18 protein-coding genes are annotated in these 19,195 nt (G+C 67.6%); 11 read left to right on the forward strand and 7 right to left on the reverse strand.

The window, feature by feature from the left end:
* The first annotated feature begins 24 nt into the window (after positions 1-24).
* Together Clow_RS00835 and Clow_RS00840 are read left to right on the forward strand one after the other, a co-directional pair.
* The gene (locus tag Clow_RS00835; protein WP_055174995.1) at positions 25-807 is read left to right on the forward strand and encodes a TSUP family transporter; all 783 of its coding nucleotides are present in this window, start codon (positions 25-27) and stop codon (positions 805-807) included.
* A gap of 31 nt (positions 808-838) precedes the next feature.
* The gene (locus tag Clow_RS00840; protein ID WP_055174999.1) at positions 839-1,135 is read left to right on the forward strand and encodes a hypothetical protein; all 297 of its coding nucleotides are present in this window, start codon (positions 839-841) and stop codon (positions 1,133-1,135) included.
* Positions 1,136-1,141: 6 nt separating this feature from the next.
* On the opposite strand, the gene Clow_RS00845 is transcribed toward Clow_RS00840, so the two are convergent.
* On the reverse strand, positions 1,142-3,499 hold the full coding sequence (locus Clow_RS00845) for an ATP-dependent RNA helicase (RefSeq protein ID WP_055175002.1): 2,358 nt from the start codon (positions 3,497-3,499) through the stop codon (positions 1,142-1,144).
* Complete coding sequence (locus tag Clow_RS00850) at positions 3,496-4,107, reverse strand: sugar O-acetyltransferase (RefSeq protein WP_055175004.1); 612 nt, start codon at positions 4,105-4,107, stop codon at positions 3,496-3,498. The genes Clow_RS00845 and Clow_RS00850 overlap by 4 nt, the downstream gene beginning before the upstream one ends.
* A 33-nt stretch (positions 4,108-4,140) precedes the next feature.
* Here Clow_RS00850 and Clow_RS00855 point away from each other — a divergent pair, with 33 nt between their 5' ends.
* The 5 genes from Clow_RS00855 to Clow_RS00875 all read left to right on the forward strand — a co-directional run bounded on the left by Clow_RS00855 (position 4,141) and on the right by Clow_RS00875 (position 7,856).
* Positions 4,141-4,890, forward strand: a complete 750-nt coding sequence (locus Clow_RS00855) for an SDR family oxidoreductase (protein ID WP_055175007.1) — start codon at positions 4,141-4,143, stop codon at positions 4,888-4,890.
* The gene (locus tag Clow_RS00860) at positions 4,887-5,534 is read left to right on the forward strand and encodes a LysE family translocator (protein WP_055175009.1); all 648 of its coding nucleotides are present in this window, start codon (positions 4,887-4,889) and stop codon (positions 5,532-5,534) included. Before Clow_RS00855 ends, Clow_RS00860 begins: the two co-directional genes overlap by 4 nt.
* 291 nt (positions 5,535-5,825) lie before the next feature.
* Positions 5,826-6,119: an RNA-binding S4 domain-containing protein gene (locus Clow_RS00865; RefSeq protein WP_082418494.1), complete on the forward strand. Its 294-nt coding sequence runs from the start codon at positions 5,826-5,828 to the stop codon at positions 6,117-6,119.
* Positions 6,119-6,937 carry a VOC family protein gene (locus Clow_RS00870; RefSeq protein WP_055175015.1) on the forward strand — a complete coding sequence of 273 codons (819 nt, stop codon included), beginning with the start codon at positions 6,119-6,121 and terminating at the stop codon, positions 6,935-6,937. Before Clow_RS00865 ends, Clow_RS00870 begins: the two co-directional genes overlap by 1 nt.
* A 175-nt stretch (positions 6,938-7,112) precedes the next feature.
* A complete protein-coding gene (locus Clow_RS00875) occupies positions 7,113-7,856 on the forward strand; it encodes a hypothetical protein (RefSeq protein ID WP_211256905.1) in 744 nt (247 codons plus the stop codon).
* Positions 7,857-8,092: 236 nt separating this feature from the next.
* On the opposite strand, the gene Clow_RS00880 is transcribed toward Clow_RS00875, so the two are convergent.
* Positions 8,093-8,986, reverse strand: coding sequence for an alpha/beta hydrolase (locus Clow_RS00880; RefSeq protein WP_055176193.1), 894 nt, complete (start codon positions 8,984-8,986; stop codon positions 8,093-8,095).
* Between the two features lie 22 nt (positions 8,987-9,008).
* Positions 9,009-10,958: a M13 family metallopeptidase gene (locus Clow_RS00885; RefSeq protein ID WP_055176196.1), complete on the reverse strand. Its 1,950-nt coding sequence runs from the start codon at positions 10,956-10,958 to the stop codon at positions 9,009-9,011.
* Positions 10,959-10,981: 23 nt separating this feature from the next.
* Between Clow_RS00885 and Clow_RS00890 the strand changes: the two genes are divergently transcribed.
* Positions 10,982-11,488, forward strand: a complete 507-nt coding sequence (locus Clow_RS00890) for a hypothetical protein (protein ID WP_156334511.1) — start codon at positions 10,982-10,984, stop codon at positions 11,486-11,488.
* The gene (locus Clow_RS00895; RefSeq protein WP_069724544.1) at positions 11,485-12,357 is read left to right on the forward strand and encodes a PrsW family intramembrane metalloprotease; all 873 of its coding nucleotides are present in this window, start codon (positions 11,485-11,487) and stop codon (positions 12,355-12,357) included. Before Clow_RS00890 ends, Clow_RS00895 begins: the two co-directional genes overlap by 4 nt.
* On the opposite strand, the gene ybaK is transcribed toward Clow_RS00895, so the two are convergent.
* The 3 genes from ybaK to Clow_RS00910 all read right to left on the reverse strand — a co-directional run bounded on the left by ybaK (position 12,317) and on the right by Clow_RS00910 (position 16,466).
* Complete coding sequence (gene ybaK, locus Clow_RS00900) at positions 12,317-12,799, reverse strand: Cys-tRNA(Pro) deacylase (protein ID WP_055175022.1); 483 nt, start codon at positions 12,797-12,799, stop codon at positions 12,317-12,319. The genes Clow_RS00895 and ybaK overlap by 41 nt on opposite strands.
* Before the next feature lie 289 nt (positions 12,800-13,088).
* Positions 13,089-15,146: an acyl-CoA dehydrogenase family protein gene (locus tag Clow_RS00905; protein WP_055175025.1), complete on the reverse strand. Its 2,058-nt coding sequence runs from the start codon at positions 15,144-15,146 to the stop codon at positions 13,089-13,091.
* Between the two features lie 24 nt (positions 15,147-15,170).
* Positions 15,171-16,466: an acetyl-CoA C-acetyltransferase gene (locus Clow_RS00910; RefSeq protein ID WP_055175028.1), complete on the reverse strand. Its 1,296-nt coding sequence runs from the start codon at positions 16,464-16,466 to the stop codon at positions 15,171-15,173.
* A 112-nt stretch (positions 16,467-16,578) separates the two neighbouring features.
* Here Clow_RS00910 and Clow_RS00915 point away from each other — a divergent pair, with 112 nt between their 5' ends.
* On the forward strand, positions 16,579-17,961 hold the full coding sequence (locus Clow_RS00915; protein WP_169786556.1) for a 3-oxoacyl-ACP reductase: 1,383 nt from the start codon (positions 16,579-16,581) through the stop codon (positions 17,959-17,961).
* A 2-nt stretch (positions 17,962-17,963) separates the two neighbouring features.
* The gene (locus Clow_RS00920) at positions 17,964-18,896 is read left to right on the forward strand and encodes a MaoC family dehydratase (RefSeq protein WP_055175034.1); all 933 of its coding nucleotides are present in this window, start codon (positions 17,964-17,966) and stop codon (positions 18,894-18,896) included.
* Positions 18,897-19,195: the final 299 nt, after the last annotated feature.

The following is a 19,195-nucleotide window of genomic DNA, read 5'->3' on the forward strand; positions in this document are numbered from 1 at the left end:
TGACACCAGGGTAGTGTGATCCCCATGACTGTGGAACTCGGTATCGGCACCTGGGCGCTCTTCCTCGGCGGCGCGGCGCTGGCGGGCTGGGTGGACGCCCTGGTCGGCGGGGGAGGGCTGATACTCATTCCGCTGTTGCTCTCGGGGGCGCCGCAGATTCCCTACGCCACCGTGCTGGCCAGCAACAAACTGGCCTCGGTAAGCGGGACGGCGTCGGCAGCTATTACCTTGACGCGCCGCGTGCGTCCCCCGGTGCGGGTGCTGATCTATGCGGTGCCGCTGGCGCTGCTGTGCGCGATCGGCGGCGCGCTGCTGGCTACCAGCCTGGATAGCGCGGTGATGAGGCCGGTGACCATCGTGCTGCTGGTCTCGGTGGGGATTTTTGTGGCGCTCAACCCCTCCTTCGGGTCCACCGTGCAACCGAAGGCGTGGAAGGGTTGGCGCGCGGCGGCGGTGCTCGCGGCGGTGGGGCTCATTGCCGCCTACGACGGCTTCTTTGGCCCCGGCACCGGAATGTTCCTCATCATGGCCTTCACCGCGATTCTGGGGCGCAACTTCCTGGAATCCGCCGCGATGTCCAAGGTGGTCAATACCGCCACCAACCTCGGTGCGCTGTGTGTATTCCTCGTGGGCGGGCACGTGTGGTGGGGCTTTGGTCTGGCGCTGGCCGCCGCCAATATCTGCGGGGCGCAAATAGGTGCGCGCACCGTGCTCGGCGGCGGCACCCAGCTGGTGCGTTACGCGCTGCTCGCGCTCGTGGTGGTGATGAGCGCATACCTGGGATACCAGCAGTTCCTTAGCAGCTAGAAACAAGGTTGCCGACCTAGCCTTGGGCAGCATGAACCTCCTCGTTGCTATCCCCGCTGGCTGGGCGCACGAGCACGGAGAAGCCCTAATACGCGGGGCCTGCCGCGCCGCTCACCTGATGGGCATGGAGCACATTCACCTCGTGGCTACCGCCGATGACCTCCCCGACCTCGCCATTCACGCCGCCGCCCATAGCGCCGAACTCCCCAGCGGCTTCCAACTCTGCCAGCGCGGCGCCTGCGCCGTATTCACAGAGCAACACAGCGTGCTTATCGACGCCCCCTTCCTCCTGCGCCTCGGCAGAGTGCGGGGGTTGGTGGAGGTGTAAACCCCTCTACATCCGCTTCTTCGTCTTGGCCGTGGCGGGCGCGCTCCACGGGTCCTCCGGCCAGGGGTGCTTGGGGTAGCGCCCGCGCATCTCCGCGCGCACCTGGGCGTAGGGCCCGGCCCAGAAACTAGTGAGATCCTCGGTAATCGCCAGGTCGCGGCCCGCAGGCGAGAGCAACCGGAACTGCACCGGCACCCCAGCACAGGTGGGGGAGGCCGCCAACCCAAAGCACTCCTGGAGTTTCACCCGCACCACGGGGCGGCCCTCCGAGTAGTCCACGCGGGGCTTCGAGCCGCTGGGCACGGGCAGGCGCTCCGGGGCCAGTTCCTCCATGCGGGCGGCCTCCGGCCAGGGCAGTAGGCGCTGTAAGGCGGGGGAGAGGTCGATCTTATTCACTGGGGTTCCGGTGGCGAGTTGCCGCAATTCCGGGAGCAGCCACACCTCGGGGTCGGCGGCGGCAATATCCGGCCAGGGCTCGCCTATCCGTTCGCGCAGGAAGACCAATCGCTCGTAGAGGTGCCGGGCGGCCTCGGAGAAGGTGAATATCCCCAGGCCCTCGGCCCGCACGGTGGCGGCCAGCGCCGTGGTGGCCTGATCGGCGGGCACCTGAACCGGGGTGGCGGAAAGCTCAATGGCCCCAGCGCGGCGCAACAGGCGGCCACGAACCCGCCCGCCATGCACCTCGGCGCGGTACTCTTCGGTGACCCCCACGGCGTCCAGGGCCTCGGCCTCGTTCAGGCGGGCGGCCGCCCGAATCACCGCGCGATTTCCTGCGCGCGAAACCTCCGCCACCGCCAACCACGGCGCTCCCTTGAGCGTGGAGCTCAGCGCGGCGGGCAGGTGCGCCCGCGTGCCCGAGGCCAGCAGGTATTCCTCCCCCTCCCGGCGCGCCACCAGGTTCGGATAGGCCAGGGCGGTGACCACTCCGGGGCTTGCTGTGCGCGTGTTGGTGGCAGCAGGGGCCAGGCTTCGCAGCCGGTCTACTTCTCGTTTGGGTGCTTGGAGCGCGGCAATATCGCCGCTGGGGGAATCGGCCAGCACCGCCACGGTCTCCGCGGCCGCGGGGCCAAGCACCAGCAGCGTGCGCCCCAGGCGCGGGTCGAGAGGCAGAGCGGCCAGCGCCCGGCCTTCCTCGGTGATGGCCCCCTTCTCGTCCACCGCACCCAGGCCGCGCAGCGTCTCCTCGGCGGCGCGCAGGGCGGGGGCTGGCGGGGCGTCGATAAGCGGCAGGCCCTCCCCGCGCGGAGTGCCCCAGCAGGCCAGCCAGAGGGCGGCCTGGGTGAGGTCGCTCACCGCGATTTCCGGGGTGATCGTGGGGTTGAGGTGCGCAAACTCCTGCTCGCTGAAGGCGCGAATCACCCGGCCCGGCCCCTCACGCCCGGCGCGCCCCGCGCGCTGCTCGGCGGTGGCCCGCGCCTCCGAGACCGTGACCAGGCCGTTCATCTGACGCGCGGTGTCGCGCCGGGGTTCGCGGGACAGCCCCGAATCAATCACCGCGCGCACCCCCGGCACGGTGAGCGAGGATTCGGCTATCGACGTCGCCACGATCACCCTCGGCTTGCCCGTGGCACGCAGGGCGGCCTCGGCCTTATGGGTGGGTAGCCGCCCGTGCAGCGGCACGCCGAGGTCGCCCAGGTGGCCTACCACCCGCTCCACCTCGCGCACGCCGGGTACAAAAACTAGCGCGGACTCACCGTGCTCGCGCACGTCCCTGCGCGCCAGATCAGCCAGGTGCTCGTAGAACTCCGGAGTGCCGGTGAGGCGGCCGGGATGCGGGGAATAGGAGACGGCGAGCGGGTGAATGATGGCCGGGCTATCCACGATGGGCGCCCCTCCCATGAGGTCTGCGTAGCGCTGGGCCTGCACCGTGGCGGACATCGCCACCAACACCAGATCCTCGCGCAACTGGGTTACCTCGATGAGCATGCCCAGCAGCACATCGGTATCCAGGTGGCGCTCGTGAACCTCGTCCACCACCACCGCGCCGATGCCGTCCAAGGAAGGATCGGCCAACACCATGCGCAGCAGCACCCCAGGGGTCACGAACTCCACCGCGCTGCCGCGCAGGCTATGACCACGCATGCGATGACCCACGCGCTCGCCCAGGGCGGAACCGTCGAGGGACGCCAGGCGCTGCGCCGCCGAGCGCACGGCCACGCGGCGCGGGGCGCACACTAATACTTTGGTGTGGTGCTCGTTGCGCCAGTTGGCCAGCGCCGGGGGCACCAGCGTGGTCTTACCCGTGCCCGGCGGGGCCTGCACCACGGCGCGGCCATGCTCGCGGCAGGCCGCTTCTAACTCGGGCAGGGCCGCAGCGAAGGGGAGACCTTGGCCGATGCGGGCGAGATCGAAGGGGCGGTTCACTCTTGAGTCAGTTCTGCTCGTTCCGCGGCCGCGCGCTCCGGGCTGCGCTGTCGCACCACCCGCGCCGGGTGGCCCACTGCCACGCTATCGCTGGGAATATCGCGGGTGACTAGGGAACCCGCCCCGATGGTCACCCGATCCCCAATGGTGATTCCCGGCAACACCACCACCCCGGCCCCAATCCACGTATCGCGCCCGATGGTGATGGATTCGGCCTTCTCCCAGCCCTCCCTGCGCATATCCACGTCATCGACCGGGTGGCCCACCGTGAGGAGCTGGCAATTCGGCCCGATCATGGTGTGGTCCCCAATGTGCACGTGCGCGCTGCTGAGAATGGTTACCCCGGCGTTGATGAACACCCCTTCGCCCAGGTGCAGGTGGCGGCCGTATTCCACCATCGCGGGGGCGATGATGGTGGCCTCCGCGTGCTCGGCTCCGGTGAGTTCGCGGACGAGCTCGCGGGCGGCGTCGGGCTGCGTATTGCCCAGCTCGTTGAGGCGGCGCAGAACCTGCGCGCTGCGCATCTGCTCGGCGGTGAGTTCGGTGCTGCCCGGCATGTGCCAGCGCCCCGAGGCCATCTGGTCCAGAGAAGTATGGTGCTGATCCATGCACTCCATTATGGGGGCATATAGTGGGGTGGCATGAGTGCTACCTCACAACCTACTGCACATCCTGGAAAGATAGCTGTGGTCACCGGTGCCTCCTCCGGTATCGGCGCCGCCAGCGCCCGCGCCTTAGCAGGCGACGGTTGGTACGTAATCGCCGCCGCCCGTCGCTTCGAGCGTGTGGCCGCCCTGGCCGAGGAGATCGGCGGCGAGGCCCTGCGCCTGGACGTCACCAAGCAGGACTCCGTGGACGCCCTCGCGGCCCGCGTGGCGGAACTCGGGGGCGTCGATGTGCTGGTGAACAATGCTGGTGGCGCCCGCGGCCTCGAACCCGTGCGCGAGGCCGACGAGGAGAAGTGGCGCTGGATGTACGAGGTCAACGTGCTGGGCACCCTGCGCGTGAGCAATGCCCTGCGCCCTCACCTGCTGGAATGCGGCGGCCTGCTCATCAACATCGGCTCGATGGCCTCCATGACCGCCTACCCCGGCGGGGCCGGATACAACGCCGCCAAGTTCGGACTGCGCGCCCTCACCCGCGTGCAGCGCCTGGAAGAAGCCGCCGAGGGCGCTCACCTGCGCGTTACCCAAATCGACCCCGGCCGCGTGCATACCGAGGAGTTTTCCCTCAACCGCTTTGACGGAGACGCCGAGCGCGCCGCTGCCGTGTACGAGGATGTGCTCAGCCTCACCGCCGAGGACGTGGCCGAATCCGTGCGCTGGGTGGCCTCGCTGCCTGCCCACGTGAACATCGACCACCTCCACATGATGCCGAGGGACCAAGCATGAGCCTGAGTTCCTTCGGCGCGCTGCTCGCCATCTGGGTGGCCGCCATCGTCAGCCCCGGCCCCGACATCGTGCAGATCACCCGTATGGGTGCGCGCAGCCGCCGCGCCGGGGTGTGGTGCGCCGTGGGCATCATGACCGGCAACGCCCTGTGGATCATCGCCTCACTCGCCGGGCTCTCCGCCCTGATTACGGCCTACCCCGCCATTTTGGGTTGGCTGCAACTCCTCGGCGGGTCCTACCTGGGCTTTCTTGGGTGGAAAGCGCTGCGCGGCGGACTGGCGGCGCGGGGTTCTTCGGGCTCGGGGCCGCTGGAGGAGGCGGGTGCCGTGACCGGGAGGCTGAGCGACGCCGCCGCCTGGCGAGGCGGCCTGGCCACCAACCTCGCCAACCCCAAAGCCGTGGTGTTCTTCGGAGCGGTCTTTGCCCAGTTCATCTGTCCCGACATGGGTATGCAGTGGGCCGTGCTCGTGGCTGTGGCCCTCATCGTGGTGGGCCTGGCGTGGTTCGTGGGCTTCGCCCTGGCCGTTCAGGCCCTTTCGGCCCGGATCGCTCGGGGCGCCGCGACCATCGACATCGTGACTGGCGGCGTGTTTTTGCTGCTCGCCGCGTTCATGGTGGTGGAAGGCCTGCGGACGTTGCTCTAAGGGGTGCCGTGGCGGGGGTTTTGGGTTGTGGGCGGGGCGAGGTGGCACCCCTTAGGGTTGCGCTGTGGCCCAAGGGGTGACACTAGGGGCTTATCGACGCCCCCACAGGTACAGGCGGCACCCCTTGGAGTAGGCCCCCACCACCCCACAACACGAAGGGGTGCCACTAGCGGAAGGGACGGCGTCGAAAAGCACGAAACGGCACCCCTACGCGCAGCAACCCCAACGGGTGCCACCGCAACCACGCGTGGCCCGATCGCCCCGCCAATGGCACCCCTTAGACTGGTGCGCATGCAGGTACACGACGTTGCGATTCAAGGGCAGAGCATCAAGGTTGGGCAGTTCATCAAGCTGGCCAGCCTGGTGGCCACGGGCGGGGAGGCCAAGGAGGCCATCGGGCAGGGGTTGGTGACCATCAACGGTGAGGTGACGCAGCAGCGCGGCGCCGCGCTGCACCTGGGCGACGTGGTGTGCGTGGGGGAGGCTTGCGCGCGCGTGGCGGGCGCGGCGGAAGAAGAGGACGACTACTTCGACGAAGCCACCGCCGACGATGACTTCGACCCCGAAAAGTGGAGGAACATGTAATGCCCGCCTTTCACGCCCAGCCGGGCATGCCGTACTGGATTGACCTCAACACCTCCGACCCGCGCCGCAGCGAACACTTTTACGGCGAGCTCCTGGGCTGGGAGTTCACCGAGGTGGGCGGCGGCCAGCGCATTGCCCGCAAGGACGGCCTGCCGGTGGCCGGGCTACTCCCCCAAGCCCCCGACTCCCCACTGCCGGATACCTGGGTGACCTCCTTTCTTGCTCGCGACCTCGACGCCCAGGTGGCCCAGGCCCCGGAACTCGGCGGCCGCGTGCTGGCCGAGCCCACCGCCGCGCAGGTGGGGCGCCTGGCGGTGCTGGTGGACGCCGCCGGGGCGCTCTTCGGCCTCATCGAACCCCCGGCGGGCCAGGCCTTCGTGGCGGCGGGCGAGCCGGGTACCCCCGTGTGGCACGAACTCACCGCCGCCACCAACCACGCCGCCGCCACCGCGTTCTACCAGGGTCTTTTGGGCTGGGACCTCATCACGGAGAACGGCTACACCACAGTACTTGCCGACGGCGCGGCCTTCGCCGGTTTGGCCGACGCCCAGGGGCAGTTCCCCGCCCAGGTACCGAGCTTCTGGCAGAGCTACCTGGGTGTCGCCGATATTGATGCCGCCGTGGCCCAGGTCCCGGAATTGGCCGGCGAGGTCATTCGCGCCCCCTGGGATAGCCCCTTTGGCCGCATGGCGATCATTGCGGATTCCACCGGAGCCACCCTCACGTTGTGCCAGGTAGATCCCTATACCGAACCTGATATTCAGGAGGGCGACGATATTTTCGCCGCCGTGGAGGCGCAGCTGGGGCAGCAGCGCTAAGGGGTGCCACTTCTTGCTTTTCGACGCCGCCCCTCCCGCTAGTGGCACCCCTTCGTGTTGTGGGGTGGTGGGGGCCAACTCCAAGGGGTGCCACCTGTACCTGTGGGGGCGTCGATAAGCCCCTAGTGTCACCCTTTGGCGCTATGCCCAGTGTGAGGGGTGATAGTACTTAAATGTGCGTACTTTTCTTTCCCGCGCCGTGGCTTTCTCTGGCGCCGTGCTCATGCTCGCGCCCACGGCGCAAGCGCTGACCATCGACCCCGCCTTCGTGCCCGAGCGCACGCAAATGACGCTGAACATTCAGGGCGGCCCCACCATTGCCACCGCGAATGCCGCCGAATCGCGCCCGGCGCTCTCCCTTTCCAAGCTCTACCTGGGGTATTGGGTGCTGGCCCACGGTGCGCCCGAGGACGCCGCGCGGGTGGAAAACATGATCCGCTACTCCGAGGATCACACGGCTTCTACCCTGGACGCCCGTTACCGGCAGGCAATCCCCGAGGTTATCGCCCAATTCAACCTGGTGAGCACCCACTACAACGGCTTCTGGGGCAACACCACCACCAGCACGAACGACGTCACCACCTTCCTCAACGCCACCAGCAACGACCCCGTGGCCCGGCCCCTCTTCGAGGGCATGCGCACCGCCGCCCCGGTGGCCGCCGATGGTTACGCCCAGGATTACGGCACCGCACTGCTGCCCGGCGTGCTGGGCACCAAGTTCGGCTGGGCCGACGACCACAGCATGCACGCCACGGCCTCCTTCGGCCCCGGCTTCAGCGTGGCGGCCAGCACCTACGGCCCGGCCTCCCAACTTACCGAGGACGTCCAAGGTGCCGTGATCCCCGATGCTCTTCCCACCGCGCCCGCCGAAACCAGCACGGCGCCAGCTCTCTGCGTGGGGCTACTGCCGGGCTGCTAGTACAGCGCTAAGGGGTGCCGTTTCTTGCTTTTCGACGCCGCCCCTCCCGCTGGTGGCACCCCTTCGTGTTGTGGGGTGGTGGGGGCCTACTTGTTACCGCTTCAACCCCAAGGGGTGCCGCCGGCACCTATGGGGGCGTCGATAAGCCCCTAGTGTCACCCTTTGGGGCCGCAGCGCAACCCTAAGGGGTGCCACCGCGCCCCGCCCACAGCTCAAAACCCCCGAAGTGGCACCCCTTAGCGCCGCCGCCCCGCCACACCCCGCAAGAACTCCGCCACGCTGCGAATCTTGGCCCGCGCCACCTCGGGGGTGGAGATGCGGTGCCGGGCGGTGAACTCCTCCACGCGCACGTGCTCCAGGCCAGAGATGCCCTCGGGGCGCGCGGCGATCTCGTCTTGGCGGGCAATCTGCACGAGGGTCGGCGCCCATTGGGTTGCCGGGGGCAGGGCGGCCTCTCCACGAATCTCAGGCGGGAGGTTGGTGATGGAGTTGAGGTCGGGGAAGGTGAGGACAAGGGCGTCGAAAAGCGACGCGGTGAGTGTCGCGAGCGCGCCACCGGAGGAGTACCCCCAGCCCGTGAGGTGAGTGGCTCCGTGGTTGCGGGCGTAGTCGGCGCCCCGCCGCACGGCCTCGGTGATTTCGCTGAGGGCGTGGGCGGGGGCGAGGGGGTAGTCGAGGTCGAGGATCGTGGTGCCGGAAAGGGCTGCGGCGGCGGCCACCTCGGGGCGCCATTGGTGTTCTAGGGCGTCGCCGGAACCGCGCCACCAGCCGCCCGAGTGCAGCGAAATGGCCCAAGCACCCGTGGGCTGCGGCGGCTCAAACACGCGGCCCGCCACCTCCGGCACGTCGCGGGCGGAAACCGACGCGCCGAAGGCCACGCCGGGCATGGAGTGATCGAGGCCCGCTCCGAGCATGAGCATGGCGGCGTGGGTGAGGCGGTCGGGCAGGAGGGCGGACCACCGATCGGCGGGCAGCGGATCGCCCGCGCCCCCGGCCCACGGCGGGGTGAAGGCGGGCAGAGGATAGTGGGCGTCGATGTAGGTGCCCAGTTGCTCTAACTGCTGCTCTTCGGTGAACTCGCGGTCCACGCCGCCGATCTGGAAGTCCTGGCGTTCACGATCCTCAGTCATGCCCACCAGGTTAATCAGCGCTCTACCAGATGCGCACCCGATCCTCTGGGGCCACCCACATGGGGGAATCGGCGGTGATCTCGGGGAAGGCCTCGTAGAACTCGGCCACGTTGGCGGCAATCACGTTGCAGCGGAACTCGGCCGGGGAGTGGGGGTCGATGGCGAGGTACTGGCTGGCCATCTCCGGGCGGATCGCGGTGCGCCACACCAGCGCCCAGGAGAGGAAGAGGCGCTGGAAGCCGGTAAACTCGCCCTCGGCTAGTGCGGGCGAGGTATCGGGCGCGGAAAAGGGAGCGGTCTCGGCGCCGGTCTGGTCGTGATCGGCCAGCCACTTCTTATAGGCCACCACGGCGATGCCCAGGCCGCCCAGGTCACCGATGTTTTCACCCAGGGTAAAGGAGCCATTCACGCCCACGCCCTCGACGCCGGCCTCGCGCAGCACGGTGGGCACCAGGCCGTCGAATTGCGTGACCAGTTTGGCGGTGAGCTCGGTAAAAGCCGCGCGGTCCTCCTCGCTCCACCAACTGTGCAGGTTGCCGTGGCCGTCGTACTGCGAGCCCTGGTCGTCAAAGCCGTGGCCGATTTCGTGGCCGATCACCGCGCCGATGGCGCCGAAGTTCACGGCGGCGTCGGCCTGCGGGTCAAAGAAGGGCGGCTGCAAGATGGCGGCGGGGAAGGTGATGTCATTGACCGTGGGGTTATAAAAGGCGTTCACGGTCTGCGGGGTGCTCACCCACTCGGCGCGATCGGTGGGCTGGCCCACCTTGGAAAGCTCGTAATCGTGGAGGAAGGCCGAGCCCGCGCGGGTATTGGCCACCAAATCCGCGCCCTGGGAGGAAAAGGAAAGACCCTCGTAGGAACGCCAGGTGGCGGGGTAGCCGATCTTGGCCTGGAAGAGGCTCAACTTCTCCAGGGCGCGCTCCTTGGTGGTCTGCGTCATCCAATCCAGGGCCTCGATGCGCTCGCGGTAGGCGGCGGTGAGGTAATCCACCAGCGTGAGCATCTGTTCCTTGGAGCTGGCCGGGAAGTGCTGCTCCACATAGGCCCGCCCGATCTCGAAGCCCACCAGCGACTCCGCCAGGCCCACGGCGCGCTTCCAGCGCTCGCGCTGCTCGGTGGCCCCGGAGAGGCGGCGGCCAAAGAAATCAAAGTTCGCGGCGGAAATCTCGGGGCTGAGCACGCCCGCGCGCGAGCTGAGGATGTGCCAGGTGGCCCAGAGCTTCCAATCCTCTAGGTGCTCCTCGGTGAGGAGGCCGGCCAGGTGCTCCACGTAGGAGGGTTCGCGCACGATGAGGCGGTGCTCCGGCAGCCGCGCGCCGCGCAGTAGGGTTTGCACGATGGTGGGTAGGGCGGCGAACTCGGTGGGGTTATTGGTCTTGATAGCGTCGCGGCTGGCTACCACGTCCCAATGGCCCTGGGCGAGGCGGGTTTCCAGGGCCACGACGCGCTCGGCGGCTTCCTGGGGGTCCTGCCCGGCGGCGGGGGCGTCGGCAGTGTCGGCAGCCAGGAACCCCCACATCCGCGCCACGTGCTCCTTGTACGCAGCCAACGTCTCCGCGTGCTCCTCGGCGCGGTAATAGGCCTCATCGGGCAGCCCCAGCCCGGATTGCACCAGGTAGGCCACGTTATTGTCGCCCTCGGAATCCTTGGCCACCCAGAACCCCACGGGGGCACCCACGCCCTCACGGTCGAGTTCACCGAGCACGCGGGCCAGCTCCTCGGGCGTCTGGGCGGCGCGGACGCGCTCTAATTCGGGCCGCAGCGGTTCCACCCCGGCGTCGGTCAGCGCCTCGGTGTCCATGAAGGCGGCGTAGAGGGCTCCGGCGCGGCCGGTATCGGCCTGGACGATGCGGTGGACGTCGGCCTCGGCGGCGTCGCGCAGCGCGTGGAAGATGCCGTCTACCCCGCGATCGGCGGGGATAGTGTGTGAGGCGAGCCAGGGACCATTGACAAACTCGTAGAGGTTTTGCATGGGCCCCACTGTACTGTGGTGGCATGCCAAAATACCGTCTCCAACCGAGCAAACCCGTGCTCCTGTGGTGGGGGCTGCTCGCCGCCGTGGTCGTGTACTTTGGCGCGCCCACGGCGATCAACGCCGCGATCCCCGAGCGCTCCGCCACCGCCGACGAGGTGGTATTCGGCGCCACCAGCGGCGACTGGGAAATCCCCGTGGAAGGCTTGAACTGCCGCAGCGGCGGCTTCTCGCTCACCGAGGACTGGGTGTGCGGCGACACCCTAGTCACCGCCACCATCATGCAGGGCGTAGACGACCCGGAGCGCACGCTGCACCGCCTCATCCACGCCGCCGCGCTGGAGGAACCCAGCGAGGAAGCCAGCTTCACCGAGCACGAGGGCACCCCCATGCTTATCGACGACGCCCGCCTCGCCCTCCTGCACGAGGGCCCGGACGACCAGTACCTCGGCGTGGTCCTCGACGGCCCCCAACAGGGAATACTCGATAAAATCCTGGATGCCCTTGACGAGGAGGCCCGGCAGCGATGAACCGCCTTTTCCCCATCACCCTCGGCCTCGCCACCGTGGCGGGCCTCTTTGCGCTCTTCTTTAACCTGGCCGGCGGCCTCATCGTCAGCCCGGAAGCCCTGGCCATCGGCCTGCTTCTCGGTGCGGCGTATGTGGTCATCGTGGTGTTTTTGCTGTGGTTGACTCCCCTGTGGCCCCAGCGCGCGTATCTCTGGGTGTTGCCCGCCTTGATCTGGGGCGGCGGCGTGTGTCTGAGCCTCGTGGGGGTGCTCGCCACCCCCGTGATGGACATTCCCGAGAAACTGGGTTGGGACCTCGTGCTGGCCTCCCTGGGTGGCGCCTACCCCGAGGAGTTCCTCAAGGCCCTGGGCGTGGTGATAATCCTGCTCAGCTTCCGACGCCTCAATCGCCCCTGGCACGGCCTCCTCGCGGGAGCCGTGGTGGGTCTGGGCTTCGAGACGATGGAAAATCTGCTTTACGGAATCAATGGGGCCATCCTCGACCCCAACGACGATGCCATCGGCGCCCTCCAACTCTGGGCGCTGCGCCTGATTGTAGGCCCCTGCCTACACATCGTTTTCACCTCCATCGCCGGTTGGGGGATAGGCGTGGCGCTTTATACTGCGGAAATGTCCCCGTGGCGGCGCGTGGGGAGCGCGCTGGGTTGGTTCCTGGTGGCCTTCTGCTTCCATTTCTGCTGGAACCTCTCGCCGGGCAATGACGTGGCCCAAATCCTGAACATGATCGGCGTGGGACTGGTGATGTACCCCACGTTTGTTTGGCTGCTTGTGCGCGCCTGGCGCCAAGCGCGCCGGGACGACACCTACGCGCTGACCCCCAAGCCGCTACTCAGCGTGGCCGAGCTATCTCCGCAAAAACTGCCCCAGTAGCCTGCACCAACACCTGCGGGCTCACTCGCAGATCAAAACCGCGCCGGCCCCCGGAAACCAGCACGTCCTCATGGCTTTCCAACGAGGAATCCACCACCGTGGGCAGGCGCTTTTTCTGCCCAAAGGGGCTAATCCCGCCCACCACGTAACCCGTGACCCGCTCCGCCACCTTGGGATCACACATCGTGGCCTTCTTGGCCCCCAGCGCTGCGGCCATCGCCTTGAGATTAAGTAGGCCCGTCACCGGCACCACCCCTACCGCCAGGCCCTTATCCGACTCCACGAGCAGCGTCTTAGCGATCCGCTCCGCCGGAGTATCCAGGGCCGCAGCCGCCTCCTCGCCGTAATTCTGGACCGAGGGATCATGCTCAAAGGCCACCACCTCAAAGGGCAGGCCCGCTTTTTCCAGGGCGAGGGTGGCCGGAGTGGCTTTCTTGGACATGGCCGCCAGTGTAGGCGCGGTGTTCTTTTGCGCGCTTAGGGGTGCCATCTCGTGCGGTGGGGCTCTTTTCCACCCGGTGCTGGCACCCCTTGGGGGTGCGGCGGGAGCGCCCAACACTTAGGGGTGCCACTGACCAAGCCGCCCGCTTATCGACGCCCCCACTGGCACCCCTAAGCGCGGCTCAATACGAGCCGCACAAGCCACACCGCCCCATAACGCAAAAAAGGTGCCGGTGCGCTTCTTACGAGCACCGGCACCTTTTACTTAGCCGTTACGTGGCAATCCCGTTTTAAGCGGATTCCTTTTCCTTCTCCTCTTCCTCGGAGGGCAGGGGATCCACACCGGAATCGTTGAGCATGGGCACGTCTACCAGGGCGTCCGGGATACCGAAGGCATCCACGAGTACCTCGGACCACGGCGCGATGGAATCCACGAGGTCGTTGACCGCCGCGCGGGCCGCCTTGGTGCGGTTGCCGGAGAGGATGTTCTGCTCCTGGTACCAGCCAGCGTGCTTCAGGATGGTGGAGAGGGCGAAGAGATCGCGGATCTGCTCCAGCACGGGGTGGGCGGGGGAGTCATCGGGCAGCTCGGCCTCGGCTTCCACCAGGGCCTCGATGAGCATGGCGTCGATGCGGGCCCAAGCGAGGTCGATGAGGTGGTCCTGGGCCTTGTCCACGAGGTCCACGGCGTCGGCGGGCTCCATCTTCTTGGCGTCCTTGAGGCGGTTAGCCAGGGACTTCAGCAGGCTATGCTCGCGCTCTTGGAGGATCTTCACCTGGTAGCCTGCGTCGAAGAGGGAGGTCTCATCGCGGTCGCTCACGCGGTCGATGAGGCTCTGAACGGCCAGCGGAATGGCGGTGCGCTGGCGCAGGGCGTCGCCAATGCTTTCCACACCGAACTTCACCATGTCGATGGGGGAGAGATCGGAGAGGTCGCGGGCGTAGGCGGTGATGAGTTCCTTGCCCACCATCTGTACGAGCACGGTGTTATCGCCCTCGAAGGTGGTGAACACATCGGAATCGGCCTTGAAGGTGGTCAGGCGGTTTTCCGTCATGTAACCGGCGCCTCCGCAGGCCTCGCGGCACTCCTGGATGGTCTCGGTGGCGTGCGCGGTGGCGGCCACCTTCACGGCGGAGGCGCGGGATTCCATCTCGCGCTGCTTGCGCAGTTGCTCGTCATTGGGCTTGGCTACGTCCCACTGGCCGCGCTCGATGGCGGTGGTTTGGTCGTGCAGGTTCTCGATGACCTGGTTTTGCAGCAGCGCCAGGGCGTAGGAACGCGCCAGGCGGGGGAGCAGGCGCAGACGGTGTGCGCGGTGGTCGATCAGGCGCTTCTCCTTGCCCGGCAGGCCCTCGAACTGACGGCGGCGCATGGCGTAGCGCAGCGCGATGGTCAGGGAGGCGCGGGTAGCGGCGCCACCGGCGGCGCCCACGGAGACGCGGCCGCGCACCAGGGTGCCCAGCATGGTGAAGAAGCGGCGGTTGTGGGAGTCGATGGGTGAGGTGTAGGTGCCGTCCTCGGAGACGTCGCCAAAGCGGTTGAGCAGGGCCTCGCGGGGCACGCGCACGTTGTCAAAGAGGAGGGTGCCGTTGTCCACGCCGCGCAGGCCGCCCTTGTAGCCGTGGTCCCCGATGGTCACGCCGGGCATGGGGTTGCCCTCTTCGTCGCGGATGGGTACCAGCAGGCAGTGCACGCCGTGGGATTCCTTGGAATCCGGGGTGTGGAGCTGCGCGAATACCGCGGCCATGCGGCCGTGGCGGGCGGCGTTGCCGATGTAAACCTTCTGCGCCGAGAAGCTCGGGGAGTGAACCACGAACTCCTTGGTCTCAGGGTCGTAGGTGGCGGTGGTTTCGAGGTGCTGCACATCGGAACCGTGGCCGCGCTCGGTCATGCCGAAGCATCCGAGGAGGCGCAGCTCGATGATGTCCTCGATGTACTTGCGGTGGCGCTCGGTACCCAGGGCGTCCACGGCGCCACCCCACAGGCCCCACTGCACGCCGCCCTTGACCATCGTGGAGAGGTCGGCGTAGCCGAGCATTTCCATGCCGGTGAGCGTGGAGCCGAGATCGCCGCTGCCGCCGTTCTTAGAGGAGAACACGCCGCGCTGGAGGCCGGTGGCGCGGATCTGCTCCAGGTTGCCGAGCATGGACTCGCGGGCCTCTTCCAGGGTCTGGGAGGGGTCGGGGAGCAAGTCGGCCTTGCTGAAAGCCTCGCGGAAGGTCTCGCGGGCGCTGGCCCAGCGACCGTCGAGAAGCAGCTGGAGATCCTTGGCTGCGGTGGGGTCGGGGGTGGTGGGGAGGGTGCGCGGGCTACCGGGTTCCGGGGTGGCGCGGTTCTTGTCAGTCATGGTGGGAAACTCCTATTGAAGTGATTAACGCTCGATGATGGCGACGACGCCCTGACCACCTGCGGCGCAGATGCTCACGAGGGTGCGTCCGCCGCCGTTTTCTTCCAGGGTCTTGGCTGCGGTGGCGATGATGCGCCCGCCGGTGGCGGCGAAGGGGTGACCAGCGGCAAGGGAGGAGCCCTTGACGTTGAGCTTGCTGCGGTCGATGGCGCCCAGCGGGGCGTCGAGGCCGAGGCGGTCGCGGCAGTAGGACTCGGATTCCCAGGCGGCCAGCGTGGCGAGAACCTGGGAGGCGAAGGCCTCGTGAATCTCGTAGAAATCAAAGTCCTGGAGGCTCAGACCGTTGCGGGCCAGCAGGCGCGGAACCGCATAGGTGGGGGCCATGAGCAGGCCGTCGCCACCGTGCACGAAGTCCACGGAGGCGGTCTCGGAATCCACCAGGTAGGCGCGCACGGGGATGTTGTGCTGGGCGGCCCATTCCTCGGAGGAGAGCAGGGCTACGGAGGCGCCGTCGGTCAGCGGGGTGGAGTTGCCCGCGGTCATGGTGGCCTGGGCTCCGTGCTGCTCGGCATCCTTCTTGCCAAAAACGGGCTTGAGCTTGGCGAGCTTTTCCAGGGAGGAATCGGGGCGCAGGTTGGTATCGCGCTGCACGCCCAGGAAGGGGGTGATGAGGTCGGAGAAGAAGCCGGCCTCGTAGGCGGCGGCCAGGTTCTGGTGGGACTTCACGGCCAGCTCGTCCTGGTCGGCGCGGCTGATGCCGAATTCGCGGGCGGTAATCGCCGCGTGCTCGCCCATGGAAAGGCCGGTGCGTGGTTCGCCGTTGCGGGGCTGCTCGGGAGCCAGCTGAGCGGGGCGAATGGAACCGATGAGCTTGAGGCGATCGGCGGCGGTGCGCGCCGTGGAGAGCTTGATGAGCGTGCGGCGCAGGTCATCGCCCACGGCCAGGGGGGCGTCGGACGTGGTGTCCACGCCACCGGCCAGGCCGGACTCGATGCGTTCCAGGGCGATGGCGTCGGCCACCTGGATGGCGCTGGTCAGGCCCGTGCCGCAGGCGTGCTGGAGGTCAAAGGCCGGGGTGCGCGAGCCCAGCGCGGAGCCGAGCACGCACTCGCGGGTGAGGTTGAAGTCGCGGGAATGCTTGAGCACCGCGCCGGCGGCCACGAGGCCCAGGGTTTCGTCCTGGAGCCCGTAGCGGGCCACGGCACCGTCGATGGCGGCGGTGAGCATGTCCTGGTTAGAGGCGTTTGCGTACTCCTTGTTGGAGCGTGCAAAGGGGATACGGTTTCCGCCGAGGATTGCGACCTTGCGGGGGGTAGTCATCTGTGCTCCGTCCTAATCGGTGATCTCTGCATGACAGTCTAACGTGATTCAAGGCATAGCGTTCAAAAATCTATAATGTGAATCACTGATCCGCCTGCTACGGTAGACAAAGATGTGGCGTAAGAAAAGCGCCATCCCCACGACGTTAGGAGAAGAACCCTTGTCCTCCTCTAAAAAAGGCCTGCTAGAGCAACTGATTAACTCCCCGCTTGCCGGAAAAGCGGGGGTGCCGCAGGGTGAGCCGCTGCGCCGCTACAAGCCCGGCGAGCCGCTTCTCGACGCCCCCGTGGTCATCGGCGGCGCCTCCGGCAGCCGCTTCACCTCCGGGTTGAAGGACCTCCTCGGCGGCGACTACCAGTACCTCAACCCCGAGGCCGACACCAAGCGCGGCGCCATCGTTTTTGACGCCACCGGCATCACCCGCGCCGAGGACCTTCACGAGATCTACGACTTCCTCCACCCCCAGATGCGCAAGCTGGCCCCCTGCGCCCGCGTGGTGGTGCTGGGCAGCACCCCGGAACTGGTGACCGACCGCGACGAGCACATCTGCCAGCGCGCCCTGGAGGGATTCACCCGCTCCCTGGCTAAGGAGCTGCGCCGCGGAGCCACCGCGCAGCTGGTGTACGTGGCCCCGGAGGCGGAGCTCAAGGCCGCCGAATCCACCCTGCGCTTCCTGCTTTCCGGCAAGTCCGCCTTCGTGGACGCCCAGGTGATCCGCGTGACCGCCGAGGCCACCGGCACCGCCGATTGGGAGCGCCCCCTCGACGGTAAGGTGGCCGTGGTCACCGGTGCCGCGCGCGGCATCGGAGCCACCATCGCTGAGGTGCTGGCCCGCGACGGCGCGAAGGTCATCTGCGTGGACATCCCCCAGGCTGGCGAGGGCCTGACCAAGACCGCCAACCGCGTCAAGGGCACCGCACTGCCTCTCGACGTCACCGCCGCCGACGCCGCCGATCAGCTCCAGAAGCACGCCGCCGACCGCCACGGCGGACCCATCGACATCATCGTCCACAATGCCGGTGTGACCAGGGACAAGCTCTTTGCAAACATGAACGAGGGCCAGTGGGCGATGGTGCAAAACATCAACCTGGTGGCTCCCATCCGCATCACCGAGGGGCTGCTGGCTAACGGCGGCCTGGCTGACGGCGGCCGCGTGGTGGGCGTTTCCTCTATGGCCGGTATCGCGGGTAACCGCGGCCAGACCAACTACGCCACCACCAAGGCAGGCGTCATCGGCCTCGTGGACACTTTCTCCGAGGAGCTGGCCTCCCGCGGCATCACCGTCAACGCCGTGGCCCCCGGCTTCATCGAGACCGCCATGACCGCCGCCATCCCCTTCGGCACCCGCGAGGTGGGACGCCGCCTGAACTCGCTGTCCCAGGGCGGCCAAACTATCGACGTCGCGGAAACCATCGCGTACTTTGCCGGTAACGCCTCCGGCGCGGTCACCGGCAACACCGTTCGCGTATGCGGCCAGAACCTCCTGGGAGCCTAACCATGACTCACCACGAACTCCCCGCAATCCCCGACCTCATGCGCGAATACGGCAACGCCGCGCGTGATCTCCTCCCCGTGGTGGGTACCAAGCGGCGTGCCACCGGTGACCCCAGCACCTCCTATGGCGTGCGCGGGGTGACTATCGACGCCGCCCACCTGGCGGCCTATGCCCAGGCCACCGGGCTGCGCCTGGGTAGCACGTTGCCGGTGACCTACCCCTACGTGCTCTCCTTCCCCCTGGCGATCAAGGTGATGGGCGCCCCGGACTTCCCCTTCAACGCTGTGGGGGCGGTGCACCTGACCAACGTGATCGAGCAGTATCGGGCCATCGAGATCACCGAGTCCCTGGATATTAAGGTGCACGCAGAAAATCTGCGGCCGCACCGCAAGGGCCTGCTCATTGACATGGTGACGGAGGTCGAGATAGCCGGAGAACTGGTGTGGAAGCAGACCTCCGGATTCCTCGCCAAGGGCGCCAAGATGTCTGGCACCTCCTTTGCGCCGGAAGATAGCGGCTCGCTCTTTGAAGAACAGCCCGCACTCCCCGAGGGTGTGCCCACCGCCTCCTGGCGGGTGACCCCGGCAGAGATCAAGGCCTATGCCCAGGCCTCTGGTGATAAAAACCCCATCCACGTCTCCTCCCTGGGGGCCAAGGCCTTCGGGTTCCCCGCCACGATTGCGCACGGCATGTGGTCCGCCGCCGCCATGCTGGCGGGCGTGGAGGGATACGTGCCCGAGTCTGCACGCTACAGCGTGGAGTTTGCCAAGCCCGTGGTTCTGCCCACGCGCGTGGGCTTCTATGCCGAGCGCCGTGGTGAAGGTGGTGTTGGTGAGGCTGGCTCTGGTGAGTCCGGCGCGGGTTGGGATCTCCAACTGCGCAAGGCCTCCAAGCCCACGACGCTGCACGCGGTGGCGCGGTTGGAGCAGATCTGAGTTATAGCGTGAGTGCTTAGCGTCAGTACGTAGTGGCTGCGGCAGCAGCGACACTAAGGGGTGCCACTAGGCGGGCGGCGAGGGAGATGCCGCCTCTAGTGGCACCCCTTCGGCGTGTTTGAGGCGTGGGAGTGGGGCGTGATCGAATGGGGGAACGTGAGAGCGTGACGGGTTGGGTTTGGGGCGCCCGCCGGATGGCCTCAGCGAGTAGTTCGCACCGGCCCCGGTGACAACCCCGGTCCCCAACCCCAAGGGGTGCCACTGCGGGGTGGAAAGTGAACCCACCCGCCGCAGTGGCA

Source organism: Corynebacterium lowii (assembly GCF_001412085.1).
Classification (GTDB): Bacteria; Actinomycetota; Actinomycetes; order Mycobacteriales; family Mycobacteriaceae; genus Corynebacterium; species Corynebacterium lowii.

Excerpts from the sequence above, each read along its gene's own strand:
- Clow_RS00885 (WP_055176196.1), bottom strand. The coding sequence starts at position 10,958 with ATGCAAAACCTCTACGAGTTTGTCAATGGTCCCTGGCTCGCCTCACAC.
- Clow_RS00905 (WP_055175025.1), bottom strand. The coding sequence starts at position 15,146 with ATGACTGACAAGAACCGCGCCACCCCGGAACCCGGTAGCCCGCGCACC.
- Clow_RS00870 (WP_055175015.1), top strand. The coding sequence starts at position 6,119 with ATGCCCGCCTTTCACGCCCAGCCGGGCATGCCGTACTGGATTGACCTC.
- Clow_RS00855 (WP_055175007.1), top strand. The coding sequence starts at position 4,141 with ATGAGTGCTACCTCACAACCTACTGCACATCCTGGAAAGATAGCTGTG.
- Clow_RS00835 (WP_055174995.1), top strand. The coding sequence starts at position 25 with ATGACTGTGGAACTCGGTATCGGCACCTGGGCGCTCTTCCTCGGCGGC.
- Clow_RS00890 (WP_156334511.1), top strand. The coding sequence starts at position 10,982 with ATGCCAAAATACCGTCTCCAACCGAGCAAACCCGTGCTCCTGTGGTGG.
- Clow_RS00840 (WP_055174999.1), top strand. The coding sequence starts at position 839 with ATGAACCTCCTCGTTGCTATCCCCGCTGGCTGGGCGCACGAGCACGGA.
- Clow_RS00920 (WP_055175034.1), top strand. The coding sequence starts at position 17,964 with ATGACTCACCACGAACTCCCCGCAATCCCCGACCTCATGCGCGAATAC.
- Clow_RS00895 (WP_069724544.1), top strand. The coding sequence starts at position 11,485 with ATGAACCGCCTTTTCCCCATCACCCTCGGCCTCGCCACCGTGGCGGGC.
- Clow_RS00850 (WP_055175004.1), bottom strand. The coding sequence starts at position 4,107 with ATGGATCAGCACCATACTTCTCTGGACCAGATGGCCTCGGGGCGCTGG.
- Clow_RS00910 (WP_055175028.1), bottom strand. The coding sequence starts at position 16,466 with ATGACTACCCCCCGCAAGGTCGCAATCCTCGGCGGAAACCGTATCCCC.
- ybaK (WP_055175022.1), bottom strand. The coding sequence starts at position 12,799 with ATGTCCAAGAAAGCCACTCCGGCCACCCTCGCCCTGGAAAAAGCGGGC.
- Clow_RS00880 (WP_055176193.1), bottom strand. The coding sequence starts at position 8,986 with ATGACTGAGGATCGTGAACGCCAGGACTTCCAGATCGGCGGCGTGGAC.
- Clow_RS00915 (WP_169786556.1), top strand. The coding sequence starts at position 16,579 with ATGTGGCGTAAGAAAAGCGCCATCCCCACGACGTTAGGAGAAGAACCC.
- Clow_RS00860 (WP_055175009.1), top strand. The coding sequence starts at position 4,887 with ATGAGCCTGAGTTCCTTCGGCGCGCTGCTCGCCATCTGGGTGGCCGCC.
- Clow_RS00865 (WP_082418494.1), top strand. The coding sequence starts at position 5,826 with ATGCAGGTACACGACGTTGCGATTCAAGGGCAGAGCATCAAGGTTGGG.